Raw genomic sequence first — 22131 nt, forward strand, 5'->3', positions numbered from 1 at the left:
CTCCAATGTTCAAACGGCCTTCGATCCGGTACGCAAAAACGCCTGAAGCTGAGACGCCCTACCAGCGCGCGGCGCAGGTCTGGGACGAGCGCATCGGTTCCGCGCGCGTCCAGGCAAAGAGCTGGCGCTACGCTTTTTTCGGCGCGCTCGGCCTGTCGGCAGCGCTGACCGGCGGGCTCGTGTGGCAGAATGCGCGCGGTGCCATCGTGCCCTGGGTGGTCGAAGTCGACAAGCTGGGCGAAGCGCGTAGCGTCGCGCCCGCCAATGCGGAGTTCGCACCGACAGATCCGCAGATCGCGTTTCACCTCGCGCGGTTTATCGAGCAAGTCCGCGCTATCCCCGACGATCCAATTGTGGTGCGCGAGAACTGGCTCAGAGCCTACCAGTTCGCCAGCGACAAGGGCGCCTTGGCGCTCAACGATTATGCGCGGGCCAACGACCCGTTCGCGGCAATCGGCCGCGAACAGGTTGCGGTCGATGTCACCAGCGTGATCCGTGCCTCGCCGCGCAGCTTCCGCGTGGCCTGGGTCGAGCGGCGCTACCGTGACGGCGCGCTCGCCGAAACCACTCGCTGGACCGCCATTCTCGGCATTGCCGTCCAGCCTCCCAGAACGCCCGATGCGCTCACCAGCAATCCGCTCGGGATCTTCGTCACCTCGATCAACTGGTCAAAGGAGCTTGGCTGATGACCAACCTACTTGCATTCTCCAGTCCGGCGCTGCTCGCAGCCGGCGTTCTGCTTTTTGCCGGATCGCCGGCAGCAGCGACGCCTGCGCCGCAGGCCCAGGCCGCATCGCGGGCGATCACCGCCTTCGACCTCGCCGATGCATCCCTGCTTGCTCAGGCCCTTGCAAATGCCACCACCCCCTCGCGGCAGGCCTCCCCCACTGCCGCGCGCCGCTCCCCCGCCTCTGACCCCGAGGGGCATGTGGGAGCGGCGAACGAGGCTGCCAGGATCGAACCGGACAATGCAGGATTCGACAATGCCATCCAGCGCTATGCCTATCGCGAAGGTGCATTGTTCCAGGTCTACGCCAAACCCGGGCAGGTGACCGACATCGCCTTGCAGGAGGGCGAAACACTGGTCGGCCCCGGGCCGGTTGCTGCAGGTGATACCGTGCGCTGGATGATCGGCGACACGCTGAGCGGCTCGGGAGCGACGCAGCGGGTTCATATCCTCATCAAACCGACGCGGCCCGATATCGCCACCAATCTGGTCATCAATACAGACCGCCGTACCTATCATATCGAACTGCGCGCCAATCCGGACATCTATATGGCCTCGGTCAGTTGGTCCTATCCGGCGGACGAACTGATCGCGCTGCGCCGCGAAGAAGAGCAAGCGGCGCGAGCCGCACCGGTCGCCGACGGCTTCACGCTTGAGGCGCTCAATTTCGATTACCGCATCTCGGGTGACAAGCCTGACTGGCGCCCGCTACGGGTCTTCGACGACGGACAGCGGACCTTGGTCGAGTTTCCACCCGATATCGCCCGGGGCGAAATGCCGCCATTTTTCGTGGTTGGCGCCGGTGGCGCAGCCGAGCTGGTCAATTACCGGGTCTCCGGGCGCTATCTCATCGTCGACCGCCTCTTCCACAAGGCCGAACTGCGCCTCGGTGCCGGTCGCAGACAGGTCCGCGTGAAGATTGAAAACCGCAAGAGGGGGCGGTCGTGAAGGAGGAAGGCAAGACCGAGCCGCCACCCGATGCCGAAAGCATCGTTCAATTGCGCGGGGAAGGACCGCGCGTGGTCAGGCTCTCGCGCAAGGCTATCGGCATTGCCAGCGCCGCGGGTCTGGCCGTGCTTGGCGGTATACTGCTCTACGCCCTGCAACCGGCTTCGCAGGACGGCGGCGAAGAGCTGGTCAACACCGAGGGGATTGCTGTGGCAGACGGACTTGCCACTGCCCCGGCGGACTATTCCCAGGTTCCGAGGTTAGGGCCACCGCTACCGGGCGATCTCGGTCAACCGATCCTCGAGGCGCAGGATCGCGGGGCTGTTGCCGCGCTTCAACCGGTCGGCGCCCCGTCTCCGACACCGTCACAGCGGGCGGCGCCGAGCCCTGAAGAGATTGAGCGCGAACGCCTAGAACAGGAAAGCGAGGCGGCGCGCGGCAGCAGCCTGTTTTTCGGCGGCGGGACACAAGCTGCCAGTCCCGGCCCGGCAGCTTCGGCTGCTGGGCCGCAACCCCCAGCACCAGTTCAGCCATCGGTCTCCACCGCGCGGCCGAGTTTTCTCGAACGGCCCGCCGACACGCGGACAGTGTCCATGCAGCGGCTTGAGGCGGTGCCATCGGGGACGCTGCTTTCGGCCGGGTCGATCATTCCGGCAGCGCTGATCACCGGTATCCGGTCGGACCAGCCCGGCCTCGTGACCGCGCAGGTGACCGAGAATGTCTATGACAGCCTGACCGGGCGGCACCTTCTGATCCCGCAAGGTGCGCGCCTCATCGGTGAGTACGAGTCCGATGTCGGGTTCGGCCAACGCCGGGTGCTGCTGGCCTGGACCAGGCTTATCCTGCCTGATGGTCGCTCGATTGTGCTCGATCGTCAGCCAGTTGCCGATCCCTCGGGCTATGCTGGACTGGAGGACGGCGTCGATTACCATTGGGGCGGTGTCGTCAAAGCGGCGCTCGTTTCCACTTTGCTCGGAATTGGCGGCGAACTCGGCGCAGGCGGAGATGATGACCTGCTGCGCGCTGTTCGCCGCGGCAGCCAGGACAGCATCAATCGCGCGGGCGAGCAGGTCGTTGCACGCGAGCTTGATATACGCCCGACGCTGACGATCCGTCCCGGCTTTCCCGTACGCGTTCTGGTGACGCGCGATATTGTGCTGGAGGGTGGAGCATGACCCGGCTCAAGCTCTCCGACATTACCGATGGCAAGCCCGTCAAGCTGACGATAGAGATCCCTGCGCGGCTCCATCGCCGGCTGGTCGAATATGGGGTCGTGCTCAATGGCGGCGTTTCAGAGGGTGCACCCGAGCCCGCAGCTCTGATCCCACCAATGATCGAGCGCTTCGTCGCCAGTGACCGGGATTTCGCCAAGGCACGCAGAAGAACGCATGCATCATCAAGTCGATAAGTTCTGAGACTGTCCGGACTTTTTCTGGTTTCTCTTAACCAGTATTAGAAAAGAAATGTGCCAATAGGTAGAATTGCTCTGTATTCCTGTACATGATCGGCTCTACTGTCGGATCGGGAATTCAGGTTCCTCGCGACCGGGTGGCGATGCTCATGTCCAGGCTCCTCGCTAAAACCATCGATGCACTTGCCAACGAGTGCTTCCATCACCCGGTCGCACCTCATTTGTCGGACTATCTGTTTATAATTCCATTATAAGTTGGCCCCATCTGGCCATGCTCTTCATGCTCTGACCGCGACGATTGGAGTCGCGATCAAAGCAGAGGAGTGATCAATGAAGGAACTCGACACAATCCAGAGAGAGATCATCGATCTCGGCAGCGCATCCGAGGAGACCAAGGGCGACGCCCTGTTCGACATCGATGTGAGCGGCGGTCGTTTGTCCTATGCCACCGGCATGGCTGACGACTGAACCTCGCGAGGGGCGCGTGCCGGACCTGGCCGCGCCCCTTCTCCTCGTACAAACTTCATGGTCAATCCGGATCCCGAGGCTCTCGCGTGGTGCAAGGTGAGCGAACGTTTCATCTTTCTGGACATCGCGCGGGACCGCTATTTTGCGTTGGCGGACGGAGTGCAGCACGTGTTTCTCGAAAGGCTCGGCATCGAAGCCACGGTGTCCTGGCATCAGCCGCCACCACTGCCGCGCCCTGCGGACTGGCTCGTCCCACAGCGTGTTTCCCATGATATTGGTGAAGGACCTTTCCGGCTGGCCGATGTGGCCGCAGCTGTCTGGTCGCAGCGCCGGATCGAACATCGCCTTGCGCGGACATCATTCCAGACGGTCCTCGTTGAACTTCGCCACCTGACCGAGCAACGCACGCAGGGCCATTCCACCAAATCCCGGTCGGGTCCCACAGTACGTGCTTTCGAGCAAGCCCGCCTTCTGCGTTCGGCCGCAGACCGCTGTCTCCCGCGTTCGATCGCGTTGAAATTACGCCTCGCCAAGCTGAGACTGCGCACGCATCTTGTTATTGGCGTGAAGGACCGGCCGTTCGGTGCCCACGCCTGGGTCCAGCATCGCGACATTGTGCTGAATGACAGCTTGGAAGAAGTTCGGCGCTACACGCCGATACTGATAATTTGAAACAGGGCCGCTTCGTGCTTGCCGTCCCGCGTCGGCGTGGCGTCCCGCCGGTCGTTCGCAGAAGCGCAAGTCCTGACGATGTTTGCGGTGACAATGCTTCATTCTGGACCAGCGATGACACTCCCGAAGCCAGTCTGGGAACGCACGGGTACCTGATCGGGTGCGTCTTCTCTGCACAAACCGCCCGAACGGTCGACGCTGTCCCGCTACCTGAATCCGAGTCCGTCCAGGCCGCCGCCAAGCGGCTTGTTCGGAATTATTGGGGTGCCTACGTCGCGATCCTGCCTGATCCGGGGCGCCGCACTCTTGCGTTGCTGGTCGATCCCTCTGGCCTGTTTCCGGTCTACCGCGGAATGAGCCAGACGCATGTGGTGTTCTCTTCCGATGCCTGTCTGGTCGGAGAAGCTGTCGGAGATCGCCTCAAGGTCGACTGGGGCGCGCTCGCGTTGTTCCTTCGTTATCCGGAATTGCGGCAGAAGCAAGCGTGCCTCGCGGGCGTGGAGGAGCTCACCCCGGGTACGCTCATGGTGACCGCCGGCGATCAGGAATCCGAGCTGCCCGTCTGGCGCGCTGCCGATTATCTTCCGCGAGGAACCGAACCTTCATTCAGCGATGCTGCCGCAGAACTGAGAGAGCTGGCAATCCGGACTTGCGCAGCATGGACAGACCGGTTCGGACCCGTGGCTGTCGCAACCTCTGGCGGGGTCGACTCTTCCTTTCTGTGCGCCGCGCTAGCCGCCGGGCACAGTGATTTTGGATGCATCACGCTGGCGACCTCTGACAGCAGCGGCGACGAAAGCGAGTATGCTCGGCTACTTGCCGAGCATCTGGGTGCGGATTTCACACGGCGGGTTTATGATACGACCTGTTACCGTCCCACCGCATGTGCCTCCGCGGGTCGTTCGCGGCCCGGTCGAAAGGGGTTTCTGACGGCGGTCGACGCCCTGCTCGCCGCGGGTTCTGCAGAGCTGGGAAAAGCCACCGTCCTAGATGGCAATGGCGGTGATAATCTCTTCTGTTTTCTCCATTCCGCAGCACCGATCGTAGACCGGCTGCGGAACGAGGGGCCAAGGGCGGCGCTTTTCGAAACTCTGCCAGACATGTGCTGTGTCACAGGTTGCGATGTTCCGACCATGCTGCGCGCGACCGGCAAGCGTCTGATGGGAGGCCATTCGAAACAGAATTGGGCGCCAGACAGCCGATTGCTTGCCGATGCGGCCATCTTGGAGGACTCACCCGTACCGTTGACGCCGTGGCATCGCCTGTCGACCTGGCGCCACCCAGGCAAACACGATCACTTCGCGCTGATCATGCGCGCGCAGCATCATGTACACGGCTTCGGTCCCGGGCCAGCGCGCTTCTCTCCGCTGATGAGCCAGCCCCTGCTCGAATTCTGCCTCGGCGTCCCCACCTGGACCTGGGTGACAGGCGGTCAGAACCGTGCGCTCGCCCGCGCCGCCTTCGCGGACCTGCTTCCTCGCAGCGTTCTCGATCGCACGTCCAAGGCGGGACCCGACAGTTTCATTCGAAGTGCCTTCGACCGTCATCGCGCCGTGCTTCGTGATCTGCTTCTCGATGGCCAACTGGCGGAACAAGGTGTGATTGATCGCGCAGCTGTCGAGCAGGCTTTCACGCTCGAAACATCGCGGCGCGGATCGCTGGTTTACCGCCTGCTCGACCTCGTCGAGGCCGAGAACTGGTCGCGCTCATGGGAGCGAGCTGCGACCATCCGAGCATCGTAGGTCCTTTCGGGCGGGCGCGCCATCCATTGCAAGCCACCGTGCATATTGCCCGACCTTTGCCGGGTCGCAGTCCATCCGCTTCATCAACCAAAATTCGAACCATTCCACCGATCGCCGGTAGATTGCCTGACGGTGTGCGGGCTGCCACTTGATGTGGGTCTCGTCTTCCAGGACGTAGAGTTCGATCGGTCTGCCGCGGTACGAGTAGGTCTCGAAGACATCGAGGCCCGCTTCATATTCGCTGTCGCCGGTCTGAATCAGGATCGGCACATCGACATCATCGACATTGAGAATGAGCGACATCGGTTTCCAGAACTCTTCGGTGCCAGGCTCGAAATGGCGGTATCCCATCGCGCGTACGAAATCTGTAAAGCGCGGACCCGCGGCGAGTGGGTAAGAATACATGTCTTCGCAGCATGAGCCCATCGACGCGACCTGGAAGAGGTCCGAATTGATCAACGCCCACTGGACGGTCGATCCGCCATCGCTGAAGCCGCTGATGCCCATCCGTGCGCGATCGACCGAACCGGTATCGATGGCGAGCGAGATCGCAGTCTCGAGCGAGGATTGGACTCGGCGACGGTCAATCCAGTCTGCGCGGTTGGCGCGGGTCAGTTCCTCTTCGGTGGTCGCGCCAAGCGCCGCGGCAGAGAAGTCCGGGCGATCGAAACTGAGCACGGCGAAACCGCGGTTGGCAAGCGGATGGATGGGGACCTCGTCCCCGGTACCGCCGCGCAGGAACCCTACACTTGTATATTGCACGACGATCAGGGGATGACGTTGCCCGGCCTGGTGGTCCGGTGGCAGGACAAGATCCGCATAGCTTTCGGCCCCGAAGGCGTTGCGGAACCTGAGGCGCTCAACGGTCCCGAAGGTCCTTTCTTCAAGCCGTGGATTGGGATCGTGTATGAGCCGGTCTGCTCCGGTGACGACATCGATTGCAACCAGACGGCGAGGCTGACCGAACCCTTCGCGGCCGCACAGCAATTCGCCGCCGGCCACTGTGCATCCGACCAACGCATCTTCGGTAAGCAGGATCTGGCGCGGCTGCGCCTCGCCAAGCTCCCATCGCAAAATGGCCGTCTGACTGTTTGCCCAGCCCGTCGCTTGGAGGGCGAGTAGCGCGGTTCCATCGCTCGACCACCACAGCTCGCGGATCCCTTCGCAAGCTTTTTGTTCGCAGACTATCTGATTGCCGTCAGGCCACCCGACGACAAGCCTGGTGGGGCTGATCAGCCGAGTGGGCTCGCTCGGCTCGAGCCAGGCCGCAATCCCCGAGTCATTCTCGGCATAGGCGCGGGCTCTAGCCGGGAGGCCCTCTGGCGCTTCGCCCGAGAGCAGGCGCGCTTCTTCCGAACTCGCGACCCACACTTCGCCATCCGCCAGCGACACGTAGCTATAGTGCGTTTCAAGCTGTCCGGTCGGGATTGGCCGATCGGCGAATTGCGGCGAGAAACGCTCGTCGAACAAAAATCCTTCGGCCGCTTCGCGTGCGATAGCCTCTGACTGGATGCGTATGCCGGGACGCGTCGCGACTATCAGTGCAGTTCCGTCGTTCGTCCATGCGAAACTATCGACATTATCGGGAAGGGCGGTTGCCTGTCGCGGTGGTACCGTTCGGTCAGGATCGACCAGCCATACCTGGGTCGAACCGTTCAACCTCTTGAGATAGCCGATCCGGGAGCCGTCCGAAGACCAGCGGGGCGGGTTGGGCCTGTCCCATCCGGCCATAATCGCGGGAAAGTCGCGCAATCGGAAATCATCGCGGATGAATTCGCCGCCCCGGTCGACCTCGACGGCGGCACCGCTTCCGTCCATCGCCGCAATCATAAGCCTCTGGCAGTAGACGTTGGCTTCCGGATTTGCGCGTTTTACGACGAAAGCGATGTGCTCGCCGTCGGGCGCTACGCCGATGGCCCGCGCAGCGCCGACCGGATTGGCGCGTCCGATGTCCGCCATCCTGACCTGGTCATCGAGCGTAAAGGCCCGCTGGCCAATGCCCGATAGACCCTCCGCCTCTTCGAAACCTGCACACGGATCCTCTTGCGGCGGCGGCAGGTCCACGTGCGGAACGATGGATTGGGACAGCGCTGCAGCGAGTGCCAGCGACATCACCAGTGCCTCCGGATTCCGAATGCGACAAACCGTCCGATCGGGGAGTAGTTCGTCGAATCAAAAGGCGTATCGGTCGGGCCCGTCTGTCCAATGATCTCGGGTTCGTCATCGAACACGTTTTGCACGGTCAGCGACAGTGTGAGTCCGGGGTTGCGTCCTTCGCCACCGATCACATCGTAGCTCACGCCAAGATCGAGTGTGGCGCTTGGCGACAGACGTTCCGCCACGCCGAAACGTGGATCTTCCAGTGCTCCTATATAATTGACTGCCGCATTGGCCTTGAAAGTGCCGGCTTCGAAGCGGGCCACGCCGCGTGCGCGGTATTGCGGCGGATTAAAAATCGTCCCGGCGAGCTGAACCTGCGGTAGGTCGGAATTCAGGCGCTGGTTGCTGTCGAGCCAGCTGCCAGCGACTTCCAGACCCAGTCTGCGCTGATTGCCGAGGTCGTGGTCCCACGAAATCCGCGCATCGATCCCTTCGACTGCCCAGACGGCGACATTGCGATTGCGGTTGTCGATGAAGGCTACGACATTGGCCGGATCATAAGGCGAGCCGGAAAAATTTTCGAGGCCGAACAAAGAATTGTCGATCAGCCCGGAAAAGATTGCGGGATCGGGCGAGAAATCGATCAGGCTTGCATAACCCGGATCGCGAAAACCGGCGACAACCGATCCCGCAATCGGGCGAACCACCCGGTCGCGATAGCGAATGTCATACCAGGTGGCCGATACGAGCAAACCCGGCACTGACGGCGGACGATATTCGAAACCGGCTGTCCAGCTGTGCGCGCGTTCCGAGGTGACATCCGGGTTGCCGCCGCTTGCTATAAAGACGGTTTCCGGAGCCGTACCCGCGCCGAAGATCGACGCTGGCAGCACGATGGTCTGGTACGGAATGAACCTCTGGTAAAGCGTTGGAGCCTTGAACGATCTCGCCCAGCTTCCCCGCAGGGTCAAGCCGGGGACGGGTGCGTAGACCAAGCCCATGCGCGGCGTGGTCTGGCTGTCGAGACCGGGATAGCTTTCGTGCCGTGCGGCCAGCGAGAGGCCTAGCTCGTCGATACCTCCAATCGCATTGCGCGACGACACCAACGGGAGGAACAGCTCCCCATAGGCAAAGCGGGCCCGCTGCGTTTCGTCGAAAGCGATAACGAGATTGCCGCCTTCCGAGCGGGAGAAATCGAGCGAATTATCGCGCAAGCCAGCACCAATTGCGAGGCGCGCATCGCCTCCCGGCAACGAAAAGAGTGGCCCTTCCGCACCTGCTTCGAGCGATAGCACCTCGTTGCAGAAGCAGCCTTCGGTCACGCTTGTCGGGGCGGACGGCCGTGTAAACGTAGTGCGGTAGCGCGTCCTGTCGCGTCCAAAAACGCCGAGCACAGACAGCTGCCACGAAGCTCCGATATCGACCCTGAGCGACGGTGCGAGCGTATAGGATTCGACCACTGGATCCGCGGTCTGACGGAGCGTGGAAGACCCGGTGATGCGAACCGAACTGCGCCGCGAATAAAGTGCATCGACGCTTGCCTCGATACCGGGTGATATTTCGTGATGTCCGGAAAGCGTGACGGCATGCCGTTCCTGCGACGGAAACAGCGTGGTCTCGGGGTCGAGCGCGGCCGCATAAGATCGCTGGCCCGCCTCGATATCGGAGTTGTTGGTGAAATCGTAGGCGAGGAAAAATCCGCCGCCATCCCACCGGCTTCCACCGACGATATCGGCCTGCTGGCGAAAATATCCGCCACCGGTGCTCGCGCCGATCTGCGCCGATGTTTCCACGCCTTCGAAATCACGGCGCAGGATTACATTGACCACGCCGGCGACAGCGTCGGACCCGTATAGCGCCGACGCGCCGTCCGGGACGACCTCGATCCGGTCTACCGCCGCGAGCGGGATTGCCGAAATATCGACCCCTGCGAAGGCGGAATCGTACGGAAGGCGATGGCCATTGAGGAGCGTAAGTGTCGCATCGGGACCCAGACCGCGCAGGTTCGGAGTGGCCGCAGAGTTCACGTTGCTGTTGATGAGCCCGGCACCCGAACCCACTCCGGGGTTCTGACCGCCCGAGAAATTCTGGGGTAGGCTGCGGATCGCTTCACCCAGATCCACCTGGCCAGCCTCGACGATCGTCTCGCGATCAAGCTCGATGACTTCACCGACAACCCGTGCGCCTCGGATTCGCGTTCCCGTGACAACGATCGCAGAACTTTCGTCGTCCAAAGCCGTATCGCCAACCTCGGCAGCGTCATCTTGTGCCTGTTCGCCTGGACTGTCTTGGGCGAAAAGAGGAGGAGCGGCACTTGCGAATGCTGTCCCGGTTAGAAGGACGAAAAGTGTGCGATTTCTCAATGACATTGGGGTCTCCCTGTTCTGGCGCGGTCGGGCCGCTACAGGGAATGACGCTCACTTTTTCGAACACCTTAGTTTCATTTGAAATTAAAGTTTGGGGGGTCTTTTTGTGCCGGGTGGTTGCAGTCACCAACTGTGACCCAGCGCTTGGCGCAAATGCGCTAGAGCTTTCATCATATGATAGTCGACCGTGGGCAGCGCGATGCCTAGCTCGAGATGTATCTGACGGTAGGATTTCTTCTCGATGCGATTCATCGCGAAGATACGCGCGGTCTTTTGCGGGAGCTCCGCGAGCGCGATTTCCAGCACGTGCCGGGCTTCACGAACGTGCACGGCATCTTCCTGCGCGGCGCGGCTTGGCGCATCTGCGTTCTCCAGAAGTGGCTGGGTCCTGACGCGGCACTTTTGCCGCCGCGCCTCGTCCACCAGCAAGTTGAATGCAATCCGCCTCAGAAAGCCTGCAGGATTAACGAGTTCCGTTAGCTGCTTGCTGGTCGCTGCACGCAGAAACACGTCCTGTGCCAGGTCGCGGGCGCGTTCGGAGCCCACGCGGCGCGCAAGATAGGCGATCAGTCCAGCCCGTTCCTCGCGGTAGAGGGCGTCGAGTGTACGGCGGCGGTCGACCGTTCGGCTTACTTTTGCAGAGCAATATGCGGGACCCACGCACTGGGGAGCTTGGTGCCGGATTTCGGCGACAGCTTGAGTCATGCTTCGAACTTGGAGGCGACCGCCACCTGAGTTCGCCATGGCGAACTGGTGCGGGTTCCAGGTCTGTGCCGCCGTCCGGGGCCTGATTTACGCCCCTTGATCGGTTCGGCCGCCGGGCCTGCGACGGACCGGCGTGCATGATGTCCGGCGGAAATATCCACGCGGACGGTGCCAGAATATCAATCCGCGCGCAGTCAATCTGCCCAACATAGGAGTGGCTGGCAAGAGGTAAGTAGAGCCATTTTGGACCCGCTTTTGGCGGCCAGCATCATCTTCCAAAAAAATGCTCCGGTCTCGGGGAGCGCCTGATCAAATATGCCCAATATTGGGGAAGTGGATACCTTGGTCTTGGAATGTCGGCGCGGTGCTGGCGCCACTAGCCCAATCGGCGAGAAAGGAGGTGCTTCATGGCTCGACCATTCGACAGCAACGACCGGACCGCCGGATACGACTTTTCGGATTTCGCGCAGGAATTCTTGCGCCGCAATTCCGCTTACCGGCAACAATACGCCCGGATCGCCGGCGCAAGCGGCTTCGACGCGCAATCCCCAGCTTGCCGCCGAATGGCGCGTTCATGGGGCCTTGAATTTCCCGATTGATCCCGACCTTTCGGCTCGCAGCGATCCGGCGATCTGGCGAGCTGAGGAAAACCCCAATGTTGTAATTCTCAGCGGTAGCGGCGGAGTCAAGGCGGCGCGCGCAGCGTGCGACCTGATCGCCAAACGAGCGAGCAATGCGGGAGATCATCTGGTCCTCGCCGATACTGGCGCTCGTCACCGGCTGCTCGTTATGGCCTCAGCCCGGTTGGGTGGAGACAATTATCTGATCCCTCAAGACCAGTCGGTTCCGATCAGGCTAGCGGCGCTCGATGCGTTTCACCGCTGCGTTGCTGGCTCCGCTGTGCCCACCAAGCGATACCCCTTACGGCCCACCACCTATCAGTCCAGACGCCTCCACTTGCTGCTCGCCATACTCGATAATCAGGCCAGAGCGCCTGAGGGTGTCACCCTCCGAGAGATTGCGGGAACCCTCGTCTATCGCGGATTATCCGCGCAACGCGCCATAGACTGGAAATCGTCATCGCAACGCCGACAGACCCAGCGTCTTGTCGCCGAAGCACGGAAGATGGCGTCGCACGGCTATCTCGACCTGCTTCGTCAAAGCCGGTTCCGACCTTTTCAAACGCACTGAATGCACTATGGTTTTTCCTTGGGCAAGCCGCTGAATTTTGTGGCGCGCCCGGATTGGAACCAGACCTTCAGGGTCGCAACTGCAACTGCCGGAACAGGTGGAATGGAACCGTCTGATCAGGCACCGAGCAGGCGGTCGGGTGGCGGCGTGTTGGATTGCGTGCTGCCGATCGAACGGCAGGTCTATGTACGCATATCTCGCGGAGGAATTCGCAACTGAGCTTATCAATGTTCGTTCGGACACTGAACTCGATGGCGCCCTTAAACAGGTTTCCCGGCGCCTTGGCTTCGACCACTTCGCACTTAGCCTGGAGATGCGTTCGACATCGTGCGAGGCACCGGGCTTGCTATTGCACGACTATCCCGACGAATGGGCGAAAGTCTATATCGCCTTCGACCTCGCAGGGCAGGATCCGGTGCGAAGAGCCTGCGACAAGACCATCATCGGTTTCGCCTGGGACTGGATTGACGAACTCGTCCCTCTCACGCGCGGCGACCGTCAGATGCTCAATGTTGGCCGGGAATGCGGAATTGGCAATGGCTATACCGTTCCGCGGCACTTACCCGGGATAGGGCGCGGTACCTGCACCTTTGCTGTTCGACCCGATCGAGAACTGCCCCGACGGCGTTTCGCCGTCGCGGAAGTGATCGGGACGCTGGCTTTGAGCTGTGCACTGGGACTGAGCTCAGAAAGACTCGATGAGAAGGTTCCCTCCCTGACCGATCGGCAGCGGGAGTGTCTGCTCTGGGTTGCAAGAGGGAAGACTGCAGCTGAAACGGCCATGATTCTCGAAATCAGCACCGAAACCGTCATTCAGCATCTCAAGATGGCCCGCGAACGCTACCAGGTCCATTGTAAGCAGTCCCTCGTCGTCGCGGCGCTGTTCGACGGGTTGATCGGGTTTGCCGACATCATCCGTTGGCGCGACGTCGGATAGACGCACCAGATGCGTCGAAACGTTTCAGTTAATCGACCTCAGCTTCGTCGATTAAACTCGAGCATGCAGTGTTACGGTGCAGGCATCTCTCTGCGTCGCCAGATCAGAATATGCCGAATTCCTTATTCAACCGCTTCTTCAACACAATCACACCATCGAGCCAAGGTCCGATCCCACGCTAGGGTAGGCCGAAACCATTTTCTTGAGATCGCTTGTTGTCAGTCCAAGTCGGACGGCCAAACCGAAGAAATTGATGATCTCGCCATGCTCCGGTCCGAGCAAATGAGCGCCCAGGATAGTGTCGCATTCGTTATCGATTATGACCTTGGTTGCAGCGCAGCTTTCGCCAACGCGAAGGTTGGAATACCAGTCGCCGGTGTCATTTTCGACGACGCGGATATCATGTCTGGCCTCTCGTGCTTCCTCTTCGAGCATGCCAACACGGCTGAGCTCTGGTACCGTAAATACAGCGCTCGGTACGCCTGCATAATCCGGCTTTGTCCGATTGCCGTTGAGCATATTGGACGCAGCTACCTTGCCCTCGAAAACTGCGACAGGCGTAAGCGGCGCGCCTTGCGTGTCGGCCGCGTCGCCGGCAGCATAGATCTTGGGGTTGGAGGTGCTTTGCAGGTAGGCGTTGACCTCAACGCCCTTGTCACCTGCCTCGACATTGGCTGCGGCCAGGTCAAGCCGGCCAATTGCCGGGACGCGGCCCGCGCCGTGGACGACGAGATCGGCGCGCAAATCTTTCGTGCCGCTGTCAGTTTCTACCGTGACAAGAAAACCCGTCCCGTCCTTCTCGATCGCTTTGAGTGACGTGCGTCGTCGCAGTTGGACGCCGACTTCCTCGCCCCGCGCAACGAGTCTTTCGACAAGATCGGCATCGAAACCCTTGAGCGGTCTCTCGCCACGGTCGATGATGCACACCTTGCTGCCCGCGCGTGCTGCGATATGGCCAAACTCGAACGAGATGAAGCCGCCGCCGATGAACAGGATGCGTTCGGGCAGCGCATCGAGCCGCATGAACTCGGTGCTGTCGGTAAGGTGTTCGGAGCCGGGAACATCTATCGTCCGCGGCTTGGCACCCGTTGCGATCAGGAAATGGTTTGCCTGAAACTGCCCCTCGCCGTCGATTTCGACGGTATCTTCGCCGACGAAGCGCGCTTTCCCGTGAAGGGTAGTGACGCCGTTGCTCTCCAGACCGTTTTCGATCCGACCGGGCATTTTGTCGGTGAACGTCTGCGTGAAGGCGACCAGATCGGGCCAGTTGATGGCGATGTCGTTCGGTTCGATGCCCTTGCCGTGCATGAGCCGCGCTGCGTCGATGATTTCCGCCCCGCGGCGGAGCATTTTCTTCGGATCGCAGCCGCGCAGGGCGCAGGTGCCGCCATAAGGCAGTTCGTCGACTACCGCGACCGACCAACCGGCTGAGGCGCATTTGTTGGCGGCATTTACGGCCGCCATACCAACACCCAGCACTATAAGATCGAAGTTTCGCGTACTCATCTCACCGCCCTCCGCAACATGTGGCGCCCTTGCGATCGGCACGCGTTTCCTGGATCGGCGGGCAGGGATGGTGCCGAATGAGCAGAAGACACAGCAATCGCCCGCATTGGGGCGGAGTTTCACACCGCAACCATTGCAATCGTAGAAAAACCAGCAGGCATCCGTCGGCATTCTTTCGAGCTTTTTGTACCCGCAAGTAGGGCATGTGATCTCGGACTTCAGTTTGATCATAGCGCGCTCTCTGAAAGGATCGCCGGATATCCGGCCTCGGTCGACGCCGCGGCGATCGCGCTTGTGGTTGTTCGCTCAGGATCGAACTGCGCAGTCGCCGTCCTGGTCTCGTAATCGATAGTCACCTCGTGCACGCCTGCCACGCCTTCCATCGCGCGCCGAACCGTTATCGGGCAGGTCGCGCAGGTCATATTCTCGACCGCAAAACTTGCCGATTGCAGATGCGCGGAATTTTGTTGAACCCGTTCGTCGGAGTTTGGCGGAAACAAGGTCGCTGCCCAGATACCCGCTCCGGCCAGTCCCAGTATCGCAACTGCGACGATCATCGTCTTCTTCATCTTTCGAACTCCTAGCCCGTCTTATTCACGGGGTTGGCTACGAAGGGTTGGCGGGAGTGGCATAAGCCTCTGATCTGAATTAGGAACTGGGTGTCTACACCGGCCCTGCTGCAGGGCAGAAAATGCCACAGGCCACACCCGCCATGAACGACGATATCGCAAGCCCCTTCCGATTCCCAGCGGTCGACCGCAAGAAAGTCACAGCCGCGTTCGACGGTGGTCGGCTCACTTCGGACGGCGGCGTTCTGTTGCTGTCGCAGGCCGAGCGCGCGATGGGTATCTGCCAGCGGCTTGCGACTTGCATTGCCGATCCGCGCGATCCTGCGCGGGTGATCCATCGCCTCGACGACATCCTGCGTGCCCGCGTGTTCGCGATCGCCTGCGGCTATGAGGATGCCGACGATCTCGATGCCCTGCGCGACGATCCGGGCTTCCGCCTGGCCCTGGGCAAGCTGCCGGGATCGGGCGCGGGGCTGGCCAGCCAACCGACGATGAGCCGGTGGGAGAATGCACCGATCACGCGCGAGTTGGCGAAGATGCTGGCCGCGATGATCGACATCTACTGCGCCAGCTATCCGGCCCCGCCGGCGGCGGTGACGCTGGATATCGATGATACCTGCGATGTCGTCCATGGCTATCAGCAGTTGTCGTTCTGGAATGGTCATCATGGCGAGCGTTGCTTCCTGCCGATCCATGTCTACGACACCGCCACTGGCCGGCCGGTGGCGATGCTGCTGCGCACCGGCAAGACACCGTCTGGTGTTGAAGCTGCCGGTCACATCCGGCGCCTCGTGCGCCACATCCGCCGGCAATGGCCCGAAACGCACATCACCATCCGCGGCGACGGGCACTATGGGCGGCCCGAGGTCATGGCCGTCTGCGAGGGTTGCGGCGTCGACTACGTGTTCGGCCTGCCGACCAACGCCGTGCTACGCGCCGATCCCGAAATCGTCGTTGCCGCCGATGCCTGTGCGGTCAAACGCGCTCAGCGCCAGTACCCGGTCCTGCGCACCTATGCCGAGACCCGCTACGGGGCCAAAAGCTGGAAGTGCCAGCGCCGCGTCGTCGCCCGGATCGAGGCCAGTACGATGGGCATGGACATCCGCTATGTCGTCACTTCGCTGACCGAAGGCTCGGCCGAGCACATCTATGATACGCTCTACTGCGCGCGCGGTCAGGCCGAAAACCTGATCAAGCTGCACAAGACCCAGCTGGCCAGCGATCGCACCTCGTGCCGCTCTCCCAACGCCAATCAGATGCGCCTCATCCTGCACACCGCCGCATACTGGCTCCTGTGGCGCATTCAGCAGGAAATCCCCAAGGCAGCCTCGCTCGCGACCGCCGAGTTCGCAACGTTGCGCCTCAGGCTGCTCAAGGTCGCTGCCCGCGTCATTGAGAGCGCCACTCGCATCCGTGTCGCCTTCGCGTCAGCCTGTCCCGATGCCTCCGTTTTGAAAGCCATCGCCACCAATCTCAGGCCTGCACCTACTTAGGCGGTGCGGCTGTGCCGCCGAACTCCGAGCTCCATTCCATCAACCTCGAAAAGCCCATTGATCCTGACGCGGTGAAAAATGCCGTCGAAGACGCTCGCCCGGACTACGCCGCCAACGTCAGATCAAGGCCCATCCACTTCGCTGCTGCGGCCTCATGAATAAACCGGGCTAGTAGAATTGCGGCGCCCACCACTCGACCGTGGACGAGGCAGCGACCAATACGGTCGCCAGCCACAGGGAGCTTTTGACGAGCAGGTTTGCTCCGGGCCGCGCGCAATATGTTCCGTCTTCGCAAGGTTCGGCTTGCCGAAAATAGACGTGCCGGAATCCAAGGGCCAAAAAGACAACCGCAATGGCGATAAATACCCATTTGTACGGTTCGAGCGCAGTGAGATTGCCGATCCACGCGCCGCTGATGCCAAGGCTCAGCAATAACAGCGGGGCAATACAGCAGGACGAGGCGAGTATCGCGCCGAGCGTCCCGCCGCTCGCCCATAAGCGCTGCGCGTTCTTGTGCATTTGATCGACCATGGAAACCAATGTACTCCCTGTAGTAACTACAGGTTCAAGCACTAATTGGCATATGGCTCATGACAGCATCGCAAGTGATCAAACGGGGAGAACTGGCCAGACGGTCGGGCTGCAACCTTGAGACAATCCGCTACTACGAGAACATCGGTCTGCTTCAGCCTCCCGAGCGTACGGCAAGCGGGCACAGGCTCTATCCACCCGGCGACCAGGCGCGGCTCGGCTTTATCTTGCGCGGCCGCGATCTGGGTTTTTCGATCGAGGAGCTCAAAAGCCTGCTCAGCCTCGTTGATTCGCACCCCTACAGCTGCGGCGAGGTTCGGGATCTGACCAATAACCATCTGGCCAGCGTGCGAGCTAAAATTGCTGATTTGACTAGGTTGGAGCGCACGCTAGCCGATGTATCAGCCCGCTGCGAAGGCCGGTGATGTTCCGGAATGCCCCATCATAGATACGCTCTTTGGTCGTGGTCCTGGCGCCCGATAGTGACGCAATGCCGTCGGAACGGGTGCGCGTCTTGAAGCTATTTCGATCGAAGCCGGATGCCGACGAGGCGAGGGAACGAATATGCGCCCTGTCCGTCCCCTCACTACAGAGCCTTGTCATTTAACTTTTGATAGCCTTCCATGCCGACCACCATTCTGATTGTCGAAGACGAATTCCTCATAGCTGTCGAAATGGAGGCGGTGGTTCACGATCTCCGGTCATGAATCCGCAGGCATAGCCGACGACATGCAATCGGCATTGGCAAAGGCTTCAGACGCGATCGATGTGGCGCTCGTCGATGTCAATCTGGCCGATGGAGCCACTGGTCCGAGGATCGGCGAGAAGCTTGCTGCGGATTTCGGGATCGAGGTTATTTTCGTAACGCCAATCCCGCACAACTCGGCGAAGGGGTGAGCGGAAACGCTGGGCGCGCTGGAAAAACCGGTCGATCTTAGCATTCTCAAGCAGGTTCTCGACTATGTCATTGCGGTCCGGAAGGGCGAAAAAAATCGATCCGCCAGCCCGTCTTAGGCTCTTCTTTAACTAGGCTCCTGCAACCTGCTTTTTCGGACATCCATGACGAGTTCAACGCCATCGTCATGCCAGGTTCTCTCGTAATTGCCTCCTAGCTGTTGCTTCACGGCCAACTCGATGAGGCGACTTCCGAAACCCGTTTGAGGCTCACTCGCCTTGTCGATGTGAGCTCCGTGTTCCCTCCAGCGGAAGCGGACCATCTCGTCCTCGGTTGAAAGGTCCAGCGAAATCCTTCCCTCGGGATTGGACAGAGCTCCGTACTTCATCGCGTTGGTAGCCAGCTCGTGGAACACCAATGCAACCGGCGTGGCGGCGCGGCTTTCGACCGCGATATCGGGGCCGGAAATAGCAATCCTTCTTTCGGAAAAGGCAGGATAGGTCTCGAAGATCGTCGCAAGCAGCGTGGCGAGGGTCACTTCCTTGCCCTCGGGCTGGGACTTTTCGCTGTGGGGCCGGACGAATTCGTGCGCGCGCCCCAGCGCGGAAATCCGGCCCAGCAGGTCGCGCGACGCTTCACCGAACGCTTCATTTGCGCGCGCTGTCAGGCTGATCAAACCGGAAACAATCGCGAAGATGTTCTTGATGCGATGGCTGAGCTCTTGACTCAGGATTTCGTTTTGGAGGGCGGTGCGCTTCTGCTCGTCGATATCCGTACAAGTGCCGATCCAGCGCTGGATCTCACCCTCCTCGTTGAGGATCGGCAGCGCACGACGATCATCCAGCGATAATCACCGCTGTGATGCCTCAGGCGATATTCAACCTCGTACGGTTCGCCGGTAGCGAGGCTGTGGTTCCATTTCTTCCATGCGTCGCCTGGTCATCCTCATGGAACATCCCGGCCCATCCTTCGCCGTCGGTTGATCCGACAGGGACACCCGTGAATTCATACCAGCGCGCATTGTAATAATCGTGGGAGCCGTCGGGAAGAGTCGACCATACCATCTGCGGCATGGTGTCGGCGAGCGCATGGAAGCAGCTCCGGCGGATTGCAGCGCATGCTCTGTAGCCAGGGGCAAGACATCAGGCGCCGAAGAGGATTCGCGGCTGCCAAGCTGGAAGTTCGTGATGACTTTTGCATTCATAGCCAGCTTGTGACCTTCTCGGGATGAACAGAATCGGACCGATAGGATACCTGTCGTATCTTGTTGATTTTCAATCGCTGAAGCTCATCGCACAGGTAAGGCGGTCAGTAAACTGGCCCTGTATTGCGCCAGACGGGGCCCTCCCCAGTTCTTGGTATGTCGCTGCCTATCCGGATTTGATGAGATGCGAGCAGTCATCAAGTTCACAGGTAATCTTCATGCAGCAAAGCAGCGGTATAAATGGTGCAAACCTGGTCGTCCGGCACTTCGCGCCATGTTCGAGGCGCGCAAGCGCGTGTTCGTGGATCTTCTTGGGTGGGACGTTCCGGTGCTCGACGGGACCTTTGAAATCGACCAGTTCGATACGCCCTCGGCCGCCTATCTCGTCCTCACCGGCGAAAAGTGCGAGCATCGCGCATCGGCCCGGCTCCTGCGTTCTGATGGACCTCATATCTTACGCGATCTCTTTCCGCAGCTGTGCACCGGACCTGTTCCGCAGGATGAGGCATTTCGCGAGATTACCCGATTCTGTATCGATCCCACGTTGCCGCGCGCTGATCGCCGGAGTGTCCGCAACCAGCTCGTCTCCGCACTCGCCGATTTTGCAATATCGGAAGGGATCTCTGGTTATTCGGCGGTCGCCCCAGTGCCCTGGTTCCGTCAGATCGCCCAGTTCGGCTGGCGCTGCCAGCAGCTTGGACCGTGCGTTTCTATCGATGGCAGCAGCTTGTCGCTCTTCGCATCGACATCGATCAGGATACACGCGCGCAACTCGCCAACGCAGGGATCTACTGCCGCAATCCTCAGCCGGAAGCCTATGGTGGTATGGAGCTGGCAGCATGACTGCGCCGAGCGAGGCGTATTGGCTCGATCAGCTGCAAGAGGATGGCTATTGCATCATTCCGCAGCTTGTCGCCGAGCAACAGATCGCCGCACTCGATGCGGACCTGGAAGCTGCGTTTGCGCAGGCGCCACTCGGCAAGGGAGACTTCTATGGGCATCGGACCAAACGGTTTGGAAGCCTCCTTCGCCGCTCGCAGGTCGCGGGCGATCTGGTCCTGCAGCCGCTAGTCCTATCGCTCGCCGCGCAATTCTCGGCAGCGCCTGCGACCGGATACAGCTCAATGTCGCCCAGGCGATCGCGATCCATCCCGGCGAGATAGAACAGTTTCCGCATTGCGATCAGGATATGTGGGCAGGCCGCAAGGGCGATCACGAATATCTTCTCAACGTCATCTGGCCGCTGACCGAATTTACTCGCCTCAATGGCGCGACACGCATCTACCCCGGGACGCACAGAAAGCCTGTCGACAATCTCGAAAGTCTCGACGATCCCATAGTCGCAGTTTGCAAGCCCGGCGATGCCATCTGCTTTCTTGGCTCCACCGTCCATGGAGCGGGACCAAACCAGACCGAGGATGTCCGCCGCGGTGTCGTAATCGGCTACAGTCTCGGCTGGCTCAAACCCTACGAGAATCTCTGGCTGGCCTATCCGCCAGCAGTAGCAAAAGAGTTCTCGCCCGAACTCGCCGAACTGGCCGGTTATGTGCAGCACCGCCCGAACCTGGGTAATTTCGAAGGGCAATGCCCGTCGGTTCTGCTGAGCGACAAGGTGCCCGAATTCCGCAGGCAACCGATAGTCTGCGCCCCGACCAGAAAGAAGCGGTTCGTGAGTTCGCCGAGACGCGCCGCAGCGGGCGATGAGTCCCGCTCACGTCCTCGAGCCTACGTATAGGCGGCTTAAAAATGCATTGCTGGAAGGGCGCTTCCGGGCCGGTGCGAAGCTCGAGGCGATGCGACTGGCTGACGATTTCGGAGTAAGCATGACGCCGGTAAGAGACAGCCTGAACCAGCTTGTCGGCGAAGGGCTGGTCGACCTCACGCCCGGCGAAGGATTTCGCGTACCGCTGCTTACCGAACAGGCCTTGCGCGACATCCTGCAAGTCAACGCGCTGCTTTTGGAGCACACTTCCGACACCGACCGCAAATCACTGGAAATCGACGAAGGATCCAACGTCACTCAGGGTGCTTATGCCGACCGATTGGCGCATGTCTTCAGAGACATCGCGGCAAACTCAGGCAATCGGTTTCGCGTACATTTGGTCGAACGCATTAGCGACAGACTCCACCCGATACGTGAACTCGAGCCGGAGATTTGGCCTGGGGCGTCGCATGCCCTTGAGCAAATTGAGCGAACAGCTCAGCAGGGGTTCGATGGCTCAACCCGGGCGGTACGCGCATATCATCAACACATCGAGGCTCTGGTACCCGCTTTGGTCGGACGTTTGAACCAGCAGACCGCCTAGCCCTCGCCAATGAGTTAGGTGGTCTCTCCACTCTCGACAGAACCGTCGCGAGGTGATCATTCCAGGCATCGAGTGCCTGGCGCTTCTCGTCCTTCCAATCGTGGCGCTGGTAGATGCCGGCGACTCCGGCACGAGATCCGCCGACGTGGTTGAGAACGGCTTCGGTGACTTCAAACCGAACGCCAAGCCGCTGAAAGTTCGTAGCGAGGGTTCGTCGTAGATCATGAAGGCGCCAGGCGTCGAGCGGCTCTTCGCGACGTTCCTCGATCAGGCTGTCGAGCTTCACCTTCCCCTTGGCGTATCCGTAAAGCCCGCCCCACTAGCTGTCGCAAAGACGCGGCCTTTGCGTGGCCACTTCTC

At 60.8% G+C, this 22131-nt stretch carries 25 protein-coding genes and 2 pseudogenes; 19 read left to right on the plus strand and 8 right to left on the minus strand.

All coding sequences use genetic code 11. From position 1 onward, the window contains the following. Positions 1 to 5 precede the first annotated feature (5 nt). From trbF to AB433_RS17500, 7 genes are all read left to right on the plus strand, one after another. A complete protein-coding gene (gene trbF / locus AB433_RS17475; protein WP_047822848.1) occupies positions 6 to 686 on the plus strand; it encodes a conjugal transfer protein TrbF in 681 nt (226 codons plus the stop codon). Further along, positions 686 to 1675 carry a P-type conjugative transfer protein TrbG gene (gene trbG / locus AB433_RS17480; protein ID WP_047822850.1) on the plus strand — a complete coding sequence of 330 codons (990 nt, stop codon included), beginning with the start codon at positions 686 to 688 and terminating at the stop codon, positions 1673 to 1675. Before trbF ends, trbG begins: the two co-directional genes overlap by 1 nt. Further along, entirely contained in the window at positions 1672 to 2850 is a 1179-nt protein-coding gene (locus AB433_RS17485) for a TraB/TrbI/VirB10 family type IV secretion system protein (RefSeq protein WP_047822852.1), read from the plus strand. The genes trbG and AB433_RS17485 overlap by 4 nt, the downstream gene beginning before the upstream one ends. Next, complete coding sequence (locus tag AB433_RS17490; protein ID WP_047822854.1) at positions 2847 to 3083, plus strand: DUF2274 domain-containing protein; 237 nt, start codon at positions 2847 to 2849, stop codon at positions 3081 to 3083. Before AB433_RS17485 ends, AB433_RS17490 begins: the two co-directional genes overlap by 4 nt. Positions 3084 to 3416: 333 nt before the next feature. After that, positions 3417 to 3554 (plus strand): benenodin family lasso peptide, encoded by a 138-nt coding sequence (locus AB433_RS20695; protein ID WP_156170876.1) that lies wholly within the window; start codon positions 3417 to 3419, stop codon positions 3552 to 3554. A 96-nt stretch (positions 3555 to 3650) separates the two neighbouring features. Then, positions 3651 to 4226: a lasso peptide biosynthesis B2 protein gene (locus AB433_RS19645; RefSeq protein ID WP_183309186.1), complete on the plus strand. Its 576-nt coding sequence runs from the start codon at positions 3651 to 3653 to the stop codon at positions 4224 to 4226. Continuing rightward, positions 4223 to 5968, plus strand: coding sequence for an asparagine synthase-related protein (locus AB433_RS17500; RefSeq protein WP_047822856.1), 1746 nt, complete (start codon positions 4223 to 4225; stop codon positions 5966 to 5968). The genes AB433_RS19645 and AB433_RS17500 overlap by 4 nt, the downstream gene beginning before the upstream one ends. Here the strand turns inward: AB433_RS17500 and AB433_RS17505 are convergent. The 3 genes from AB433_RS17505 to AB433_RS17515 all read right to left on the minus strand — a co-directional run bounded on the left by AB433_RS17505 (position 5933) and on the right by AB433_RS17515 (position 11178). Continuing rightward, entirely contained in the window at positions 5933 to 8080 is a 2148-nt protein-coding gene (locus tag AB433_RS17505) for an Atxe2 family lasso peptide isopeptidase (protein ID WP_047822858.1), read from the minus strand. The genes AB433_RS17500 and AB433_RS17505 overlap by 36 nt on opposite strands. Next, positions 8080 to 10302, minus strand: coding sequence for a TonB-dependent receptor domain-containing protein (locus AB433_RS17510; protein WP_053058892.1), 2223 nt, complete (start codon positions 10300 to 10302; stop codon positions 8080 to 8082). The genes AB433_RS17505 and AB433_RS17510 overlap by 1 nt, the downstream gene beginning before the upstream one ends. A 255-nt stretch (positions 10303 to 10557) precedes the next feature. Further along, complete coding sequence (locus AB433_RS17515) at positions 10558 to 11178, minus strand: sigma-70 family RNA polymerase sigma factor (RefSeq protein ID WP_082134707.1); 621 nt, start codon at positions 11176 to 11178, stop codon at positions 10558 to 10560. Between the two features lie 368 nt (positions 11179 to 11546). Between AB433_RS17515 and AB433_RS20700 the strand changes: the two genes are divergently transcribed. From AB433_RS20700 to AB433_RS17525, 3 genes are all read left to right on the plus strand, one after another. Next, complete coding sequence (locus tag AB433_RS20700; RefSeq protein ID WP_047819459.1) at positions 11547 to 11738, plus strand: transcriptional regulator domain-containing protein; 192 nt, start codon at positions 11547 to 11549, stop codon at positions 11736 to 11738. Beyond that, complete coding sequence (locus AB433_RS20165; RefSeq protein WP_156170615.1) at positions 11722 to 12330, plus strand: DUF2285 domain-containing protein; 609 nt, start codon at positions 11722 to 11724, stop codon at positions 12328 to 12330. The genes AB433_RS20700 and AB433_RS20165 overlap by 17 nt, the downstream gene beginning before the upstream one ends. Before the next feature lie 184 nt (positions 12331 to 12514). Beyond that, complete coding sequence (locus tag AB433_RS17525; RefSeq protein ID WP_047819460.1) at positions 12515 to 13267, plus strand: LuxR family transcriptional regulator; 753 nt, start codon at positions 12515 to 12517, stop codon at positions 13265 to 13267. A gap of 147 nt (positions 13268 to 13414) precedes the next feature. Here AB433_RS17525 and AB433_RS17530 read toward each other — a convergent pair whose 3' ends face one another. From AB433_RS17530 to AB433_RS17535, 3 genes and pseudogenes are all read right to left on the minus strand, one after another. After that, positions 13415 to 14773: a dihydrolipoyl dehydrogenase family protein gene (locus AB433_RS17530; protein WP_047819461.1), complete on the minus strand. Its 1359-nt coding sequence runs from the start codon at positions 14771 to 14773 to the stop codon at positions 13415 to 13417. A gap of 75 nt (positions 14774 to 14848) precedes the next feature. Beyond that, a pseudogene (locus AB433_RS21845) lies at positions 14849 to 15004 on the minus strand (GDCCVxC domain-containing (seleno)protein); the annotation flags it as partial. Continuing rightward, on the minus strand, positions 15001 to 15342 hold the full coding sequence (locus AB433_RS17535) for a heavy-metal-associated domain-containing protein (protein ID WP_047819462.1): 342 nt from the start codon (positions 15340 to 15342) through the stop codon (positions 15001 to 15003). The pseudogene AB433_RS21845 and the gene AB433_RS17535, both read right to left, overlap by 4 nt. A gap of 143 nt (positions 15343 to 15485) precedes the next feature. On the opposite strand from AB433_RS17535, the gene AB433_RS17540 reads away from it, so the two are divergent. Continuing rightward, entirely contained in the window at positions 15486 to 16835 is a 1350-nt protein-coding gene (locus tag AB433_RS17540; protein WP_169749280.1) for an IS1380 family transposase, read from the plus strand. 168 nt (positions 16836 to 17003) lie between these two features. On the opposite strand, the gene AB433_RS17545 is transcribed toward AB433_RS17540, so the two are convergent. Next, the gene (locus tag AB433_RS17545) at positions 17004 to 17366 is read right to left on the minus strand and encodes a mercuric transporter MerT family protein (protein WP_010240364.1); all 363 of its coding nucleotides are present in this window, start codon (positions 17364 to 17366) and stop codon (positions 17004 to 17006) included. Positions 17367 to 17425: 59 nt separating this feature from the next. Here AB433_RS17545 and AB433_RS17550 point away from each other — a divergent pair, with 59 nt between their 5' ends. Together AB433_RS17550 and AB433_RS20705 are read left to right on the plus strand one after the other, a co-directional pair. Next, positions 17426 to 17791 (plus strand): MerR family transcriptional regulator, encoded by a 366-nt coding sequence (locus AB433_RS17550; protein ID WP_342670054.1) that lies wholly within the window; start codon positions 17426 to 17428, stop codon positions 17789 to 17791. Between the two features lie 304 nt (positions 17792 to 18095). Beyond that, the gene (locus tag AB433_RS20705) at positions 18096 to 18263 is read left to right on the plus strand and encodes a hypothetical protein (RefSeq protein ID WP_156170877.1); all 168 of its coding nucleotides are present in this window, start codon (positions 18096 to 18098) and stop codon (positions 18261 to 18263) included. Between the two features lie 125 nt (positions 18264 to 18388). Here the strand turns inward: AB433_RS20705 and AB433_RS21385 are convergent, their stop codons facing one another. Continuing rightward, positions 18389 to 18937, minus strand: coding sequence for a sensor histidine kinase (locus AB433_RS21385; protein WP_053059244.1), 549 nt, complete (start codon positions 18935 to 18937; stop codon positions 18389 to 18391). 33 nt (positions 18938 to 18970) lie between these two features. On the opposite strand from AB433_RS21385, the gene AB433_RS21390 reads away from it, so the two are divergent. From AB433_RS21390 to AB433_RS20710, 6 genes and pseudogenes are all read left to right on the plus strand, one after another. Further along, complete coding sequence (locus tag AB433_RS21390; protein ID WP_245626706.1) at positions 18971 to 19111, plus strand: hypothetical protein; 141 nt, start codon at positions 18971 to 18973, stop codon at positions 19109 to 19111. A 628-nt stretch (positions 19112 to 19739) separates the two neighbouring features. Beyond that, positions 19740 to 20120 (plus strand): annotated as a pseudogene (locus AB433_RS21395) (acyl-homoserine-lactone synthase); the annotation flags it as partial. Between the two features lie 184 nt (positions 20121 to 20304). Further along, positions 20305 to 20628, plus strand: a complete 324-nt coding sequence (locus AB433_RS21675; RefSeq protein ID WP_342670061.1) for a phytanoyl-CoA dioxygenase family protein — start codon at positions 20305 to 20307, stop codon at positions 20626 to 20628. Between the two features lie 26 nt (positions 20629 to 20654). Continuing rightward, positions 20655 to 21200, plus strand: coding sequence for a phytanoyl-CoA dioxygenase family protein (locus AB433_RS21680; RefSeq protein ID WP_342670062.1), 546 nt, complete (start codon positions 20655 to 20657; stop codon positions 21198 to 21200). A gap of 16 nt (positions 21201 to 21216) precedes the next feature. Continuing rightward, positions 21217 to 21771, plus strand: coding sequence for a GntR family transcriptional regulator (locus tag AB433_RS19655; RefSeq protein WP_053058897.1), 555 nt, complete (start codon positions 21217 to 21219; stop codon positions 21769 to 21771). A gap of 52 nt (positions 21772 to 21823) precedes the next feature. Beyond that, positions 21824 to 21991, plus strand: coding sequence for a hypothetical protein (locus AB433_RS20710; RefSeq protein ID WP_156170878.1), 168 nt, complete (start codon positions 21824 to 21826; stop codon positions 21989 to 21991). The last annotated feature ends 140 nt before the right edge of the window (positions 21992 to 22131 follow it).

Origin of the sequence: Croceicoccus naphthovorans, from assembly GCF_001028705.1 — a bacterium.
Lineage (GTDB): Bacteria > Pseudomonadota > Alphaproteobacteria > Sphingomonadales > Sphingomonadaceae > Croceicoccus > Croceicoccus naphthovorans.

Bases quoted from the DNA above. Each gene is read 5' to 3' on its own strand.
- AB433_RS17515 (WP_082134707.1), bottom strand. From the start codon at position 11,178: ATGGCGAACTCAGGTGGCGGTCGCCTCCAAGTTCGAAGCATGACTCAA.
- trbF (WP_047822848.1), top strand. From the start codon at position 6: ATGTTCAAACGGCCTTCGATCCGGTACGCAAAAACGCCTGAAGCTGAG.
- trbG (WP_047822850.1), top strand. From the start codon at position 686: ATGACCAACCTACTTGCATTCTCCAGTCCGGCGCTGCTCGCAGCCGGC.
- AB433_RS17540 (WP_169749280.1), top strand. From the start codon at position 15,486: ATGAACGACGATATCGCAAGCCCCTTCCGATTCCCAGCGGTCGACCGC.
- AB433_RS17525 (WP_047819460.1), top strand. From the start codon at position 12,515: ATGTACGCATATCTCGCGGAGGAATTCGCAACTGAGCTTATCAATGTT.
- AB433_RS17535 (WP_047819462.1), bottom strand. From the start codon at position 15,342: ATGAAGAAGACGATGATCGTCGCAGTTGCGATACTGGGACTGGCCGGA.
- AB433_RS17545 (WP_010240364.1), bottom strand. From the start codon at position 17,366: ATGGTCGATCAAATGCACAAGAACGCGCAGCGCTTATGGGCGAGCGGC.
- AB433_RS20700 (WP_047819459.1), top strand. From the start codon at position 11,547: ATGGCTCGACCATTCGACAGCAACGACCGGACCGCCGGATACGACTTT.
- AB433_RS21390 (WP_245626706.1), top strand. From the start codon at position 18,971: ATGGCTGAGCTCTTGACTCAGGATTTCGTTTTGGAGGGCGGTGCGCTT.
- AB433_RS20705 (WP_156170877.1), top strand. From the start codon at position 18,096: ATGCAATCGGCATTGGCAAAGGCTTCAGACGCGATCGATGTGGCGCTC.
- AB433_RS17490 (WP_047822854.1), top strand. From the start codon at position 2,847: ATGACCCGGCTCAAGCTCTCCGACATTACCGATGGCAAGCCCGTCAAG.
- AB433_RS17505 (WP_047822858.1), bottom strand. From the start codon at position 8,080: ATGTCGCTGGCACTCGCTGCAGCGCTGTCCCAATCCATCGTTCCGCAC.
- AB433_RS17550 (WP_342670054.1), top strand. From the start codon at position 17,426: ATGACAGCATCGCAAGTGATCAAACGGGGAGAACTGGCCAGACGGTCG.
- AB433_RS17530 (WP_047819461.1), bottom strand. From the start codon at position 14,773: ATGAGTACGCGAAACTTCGATCTTATAGTGCTGGGTGTTGGTATGGCG.
- AB433_RS20695 (WP_156170876.1), top strand. From the start codon at position 3,417: ATGAAGGAACTCGACACAATCCAGAGAGAGATCATCGATCTCGGCAGC.
- AB433_RS21675 (WP_342670061.1), top strand. From the start codon at position 20,305: ATGACTGCGCCGAGCGAGGCGTATTGGCTCGATCAGCTGCAAGAGGAT.
- AB433_RS21680 (WP_342670062.1), top strand. From the start codon at position 20,655: ATGTGGGCAGGCCGCAAGGGCGATCACGAATATCTTCTCAACGTCATC.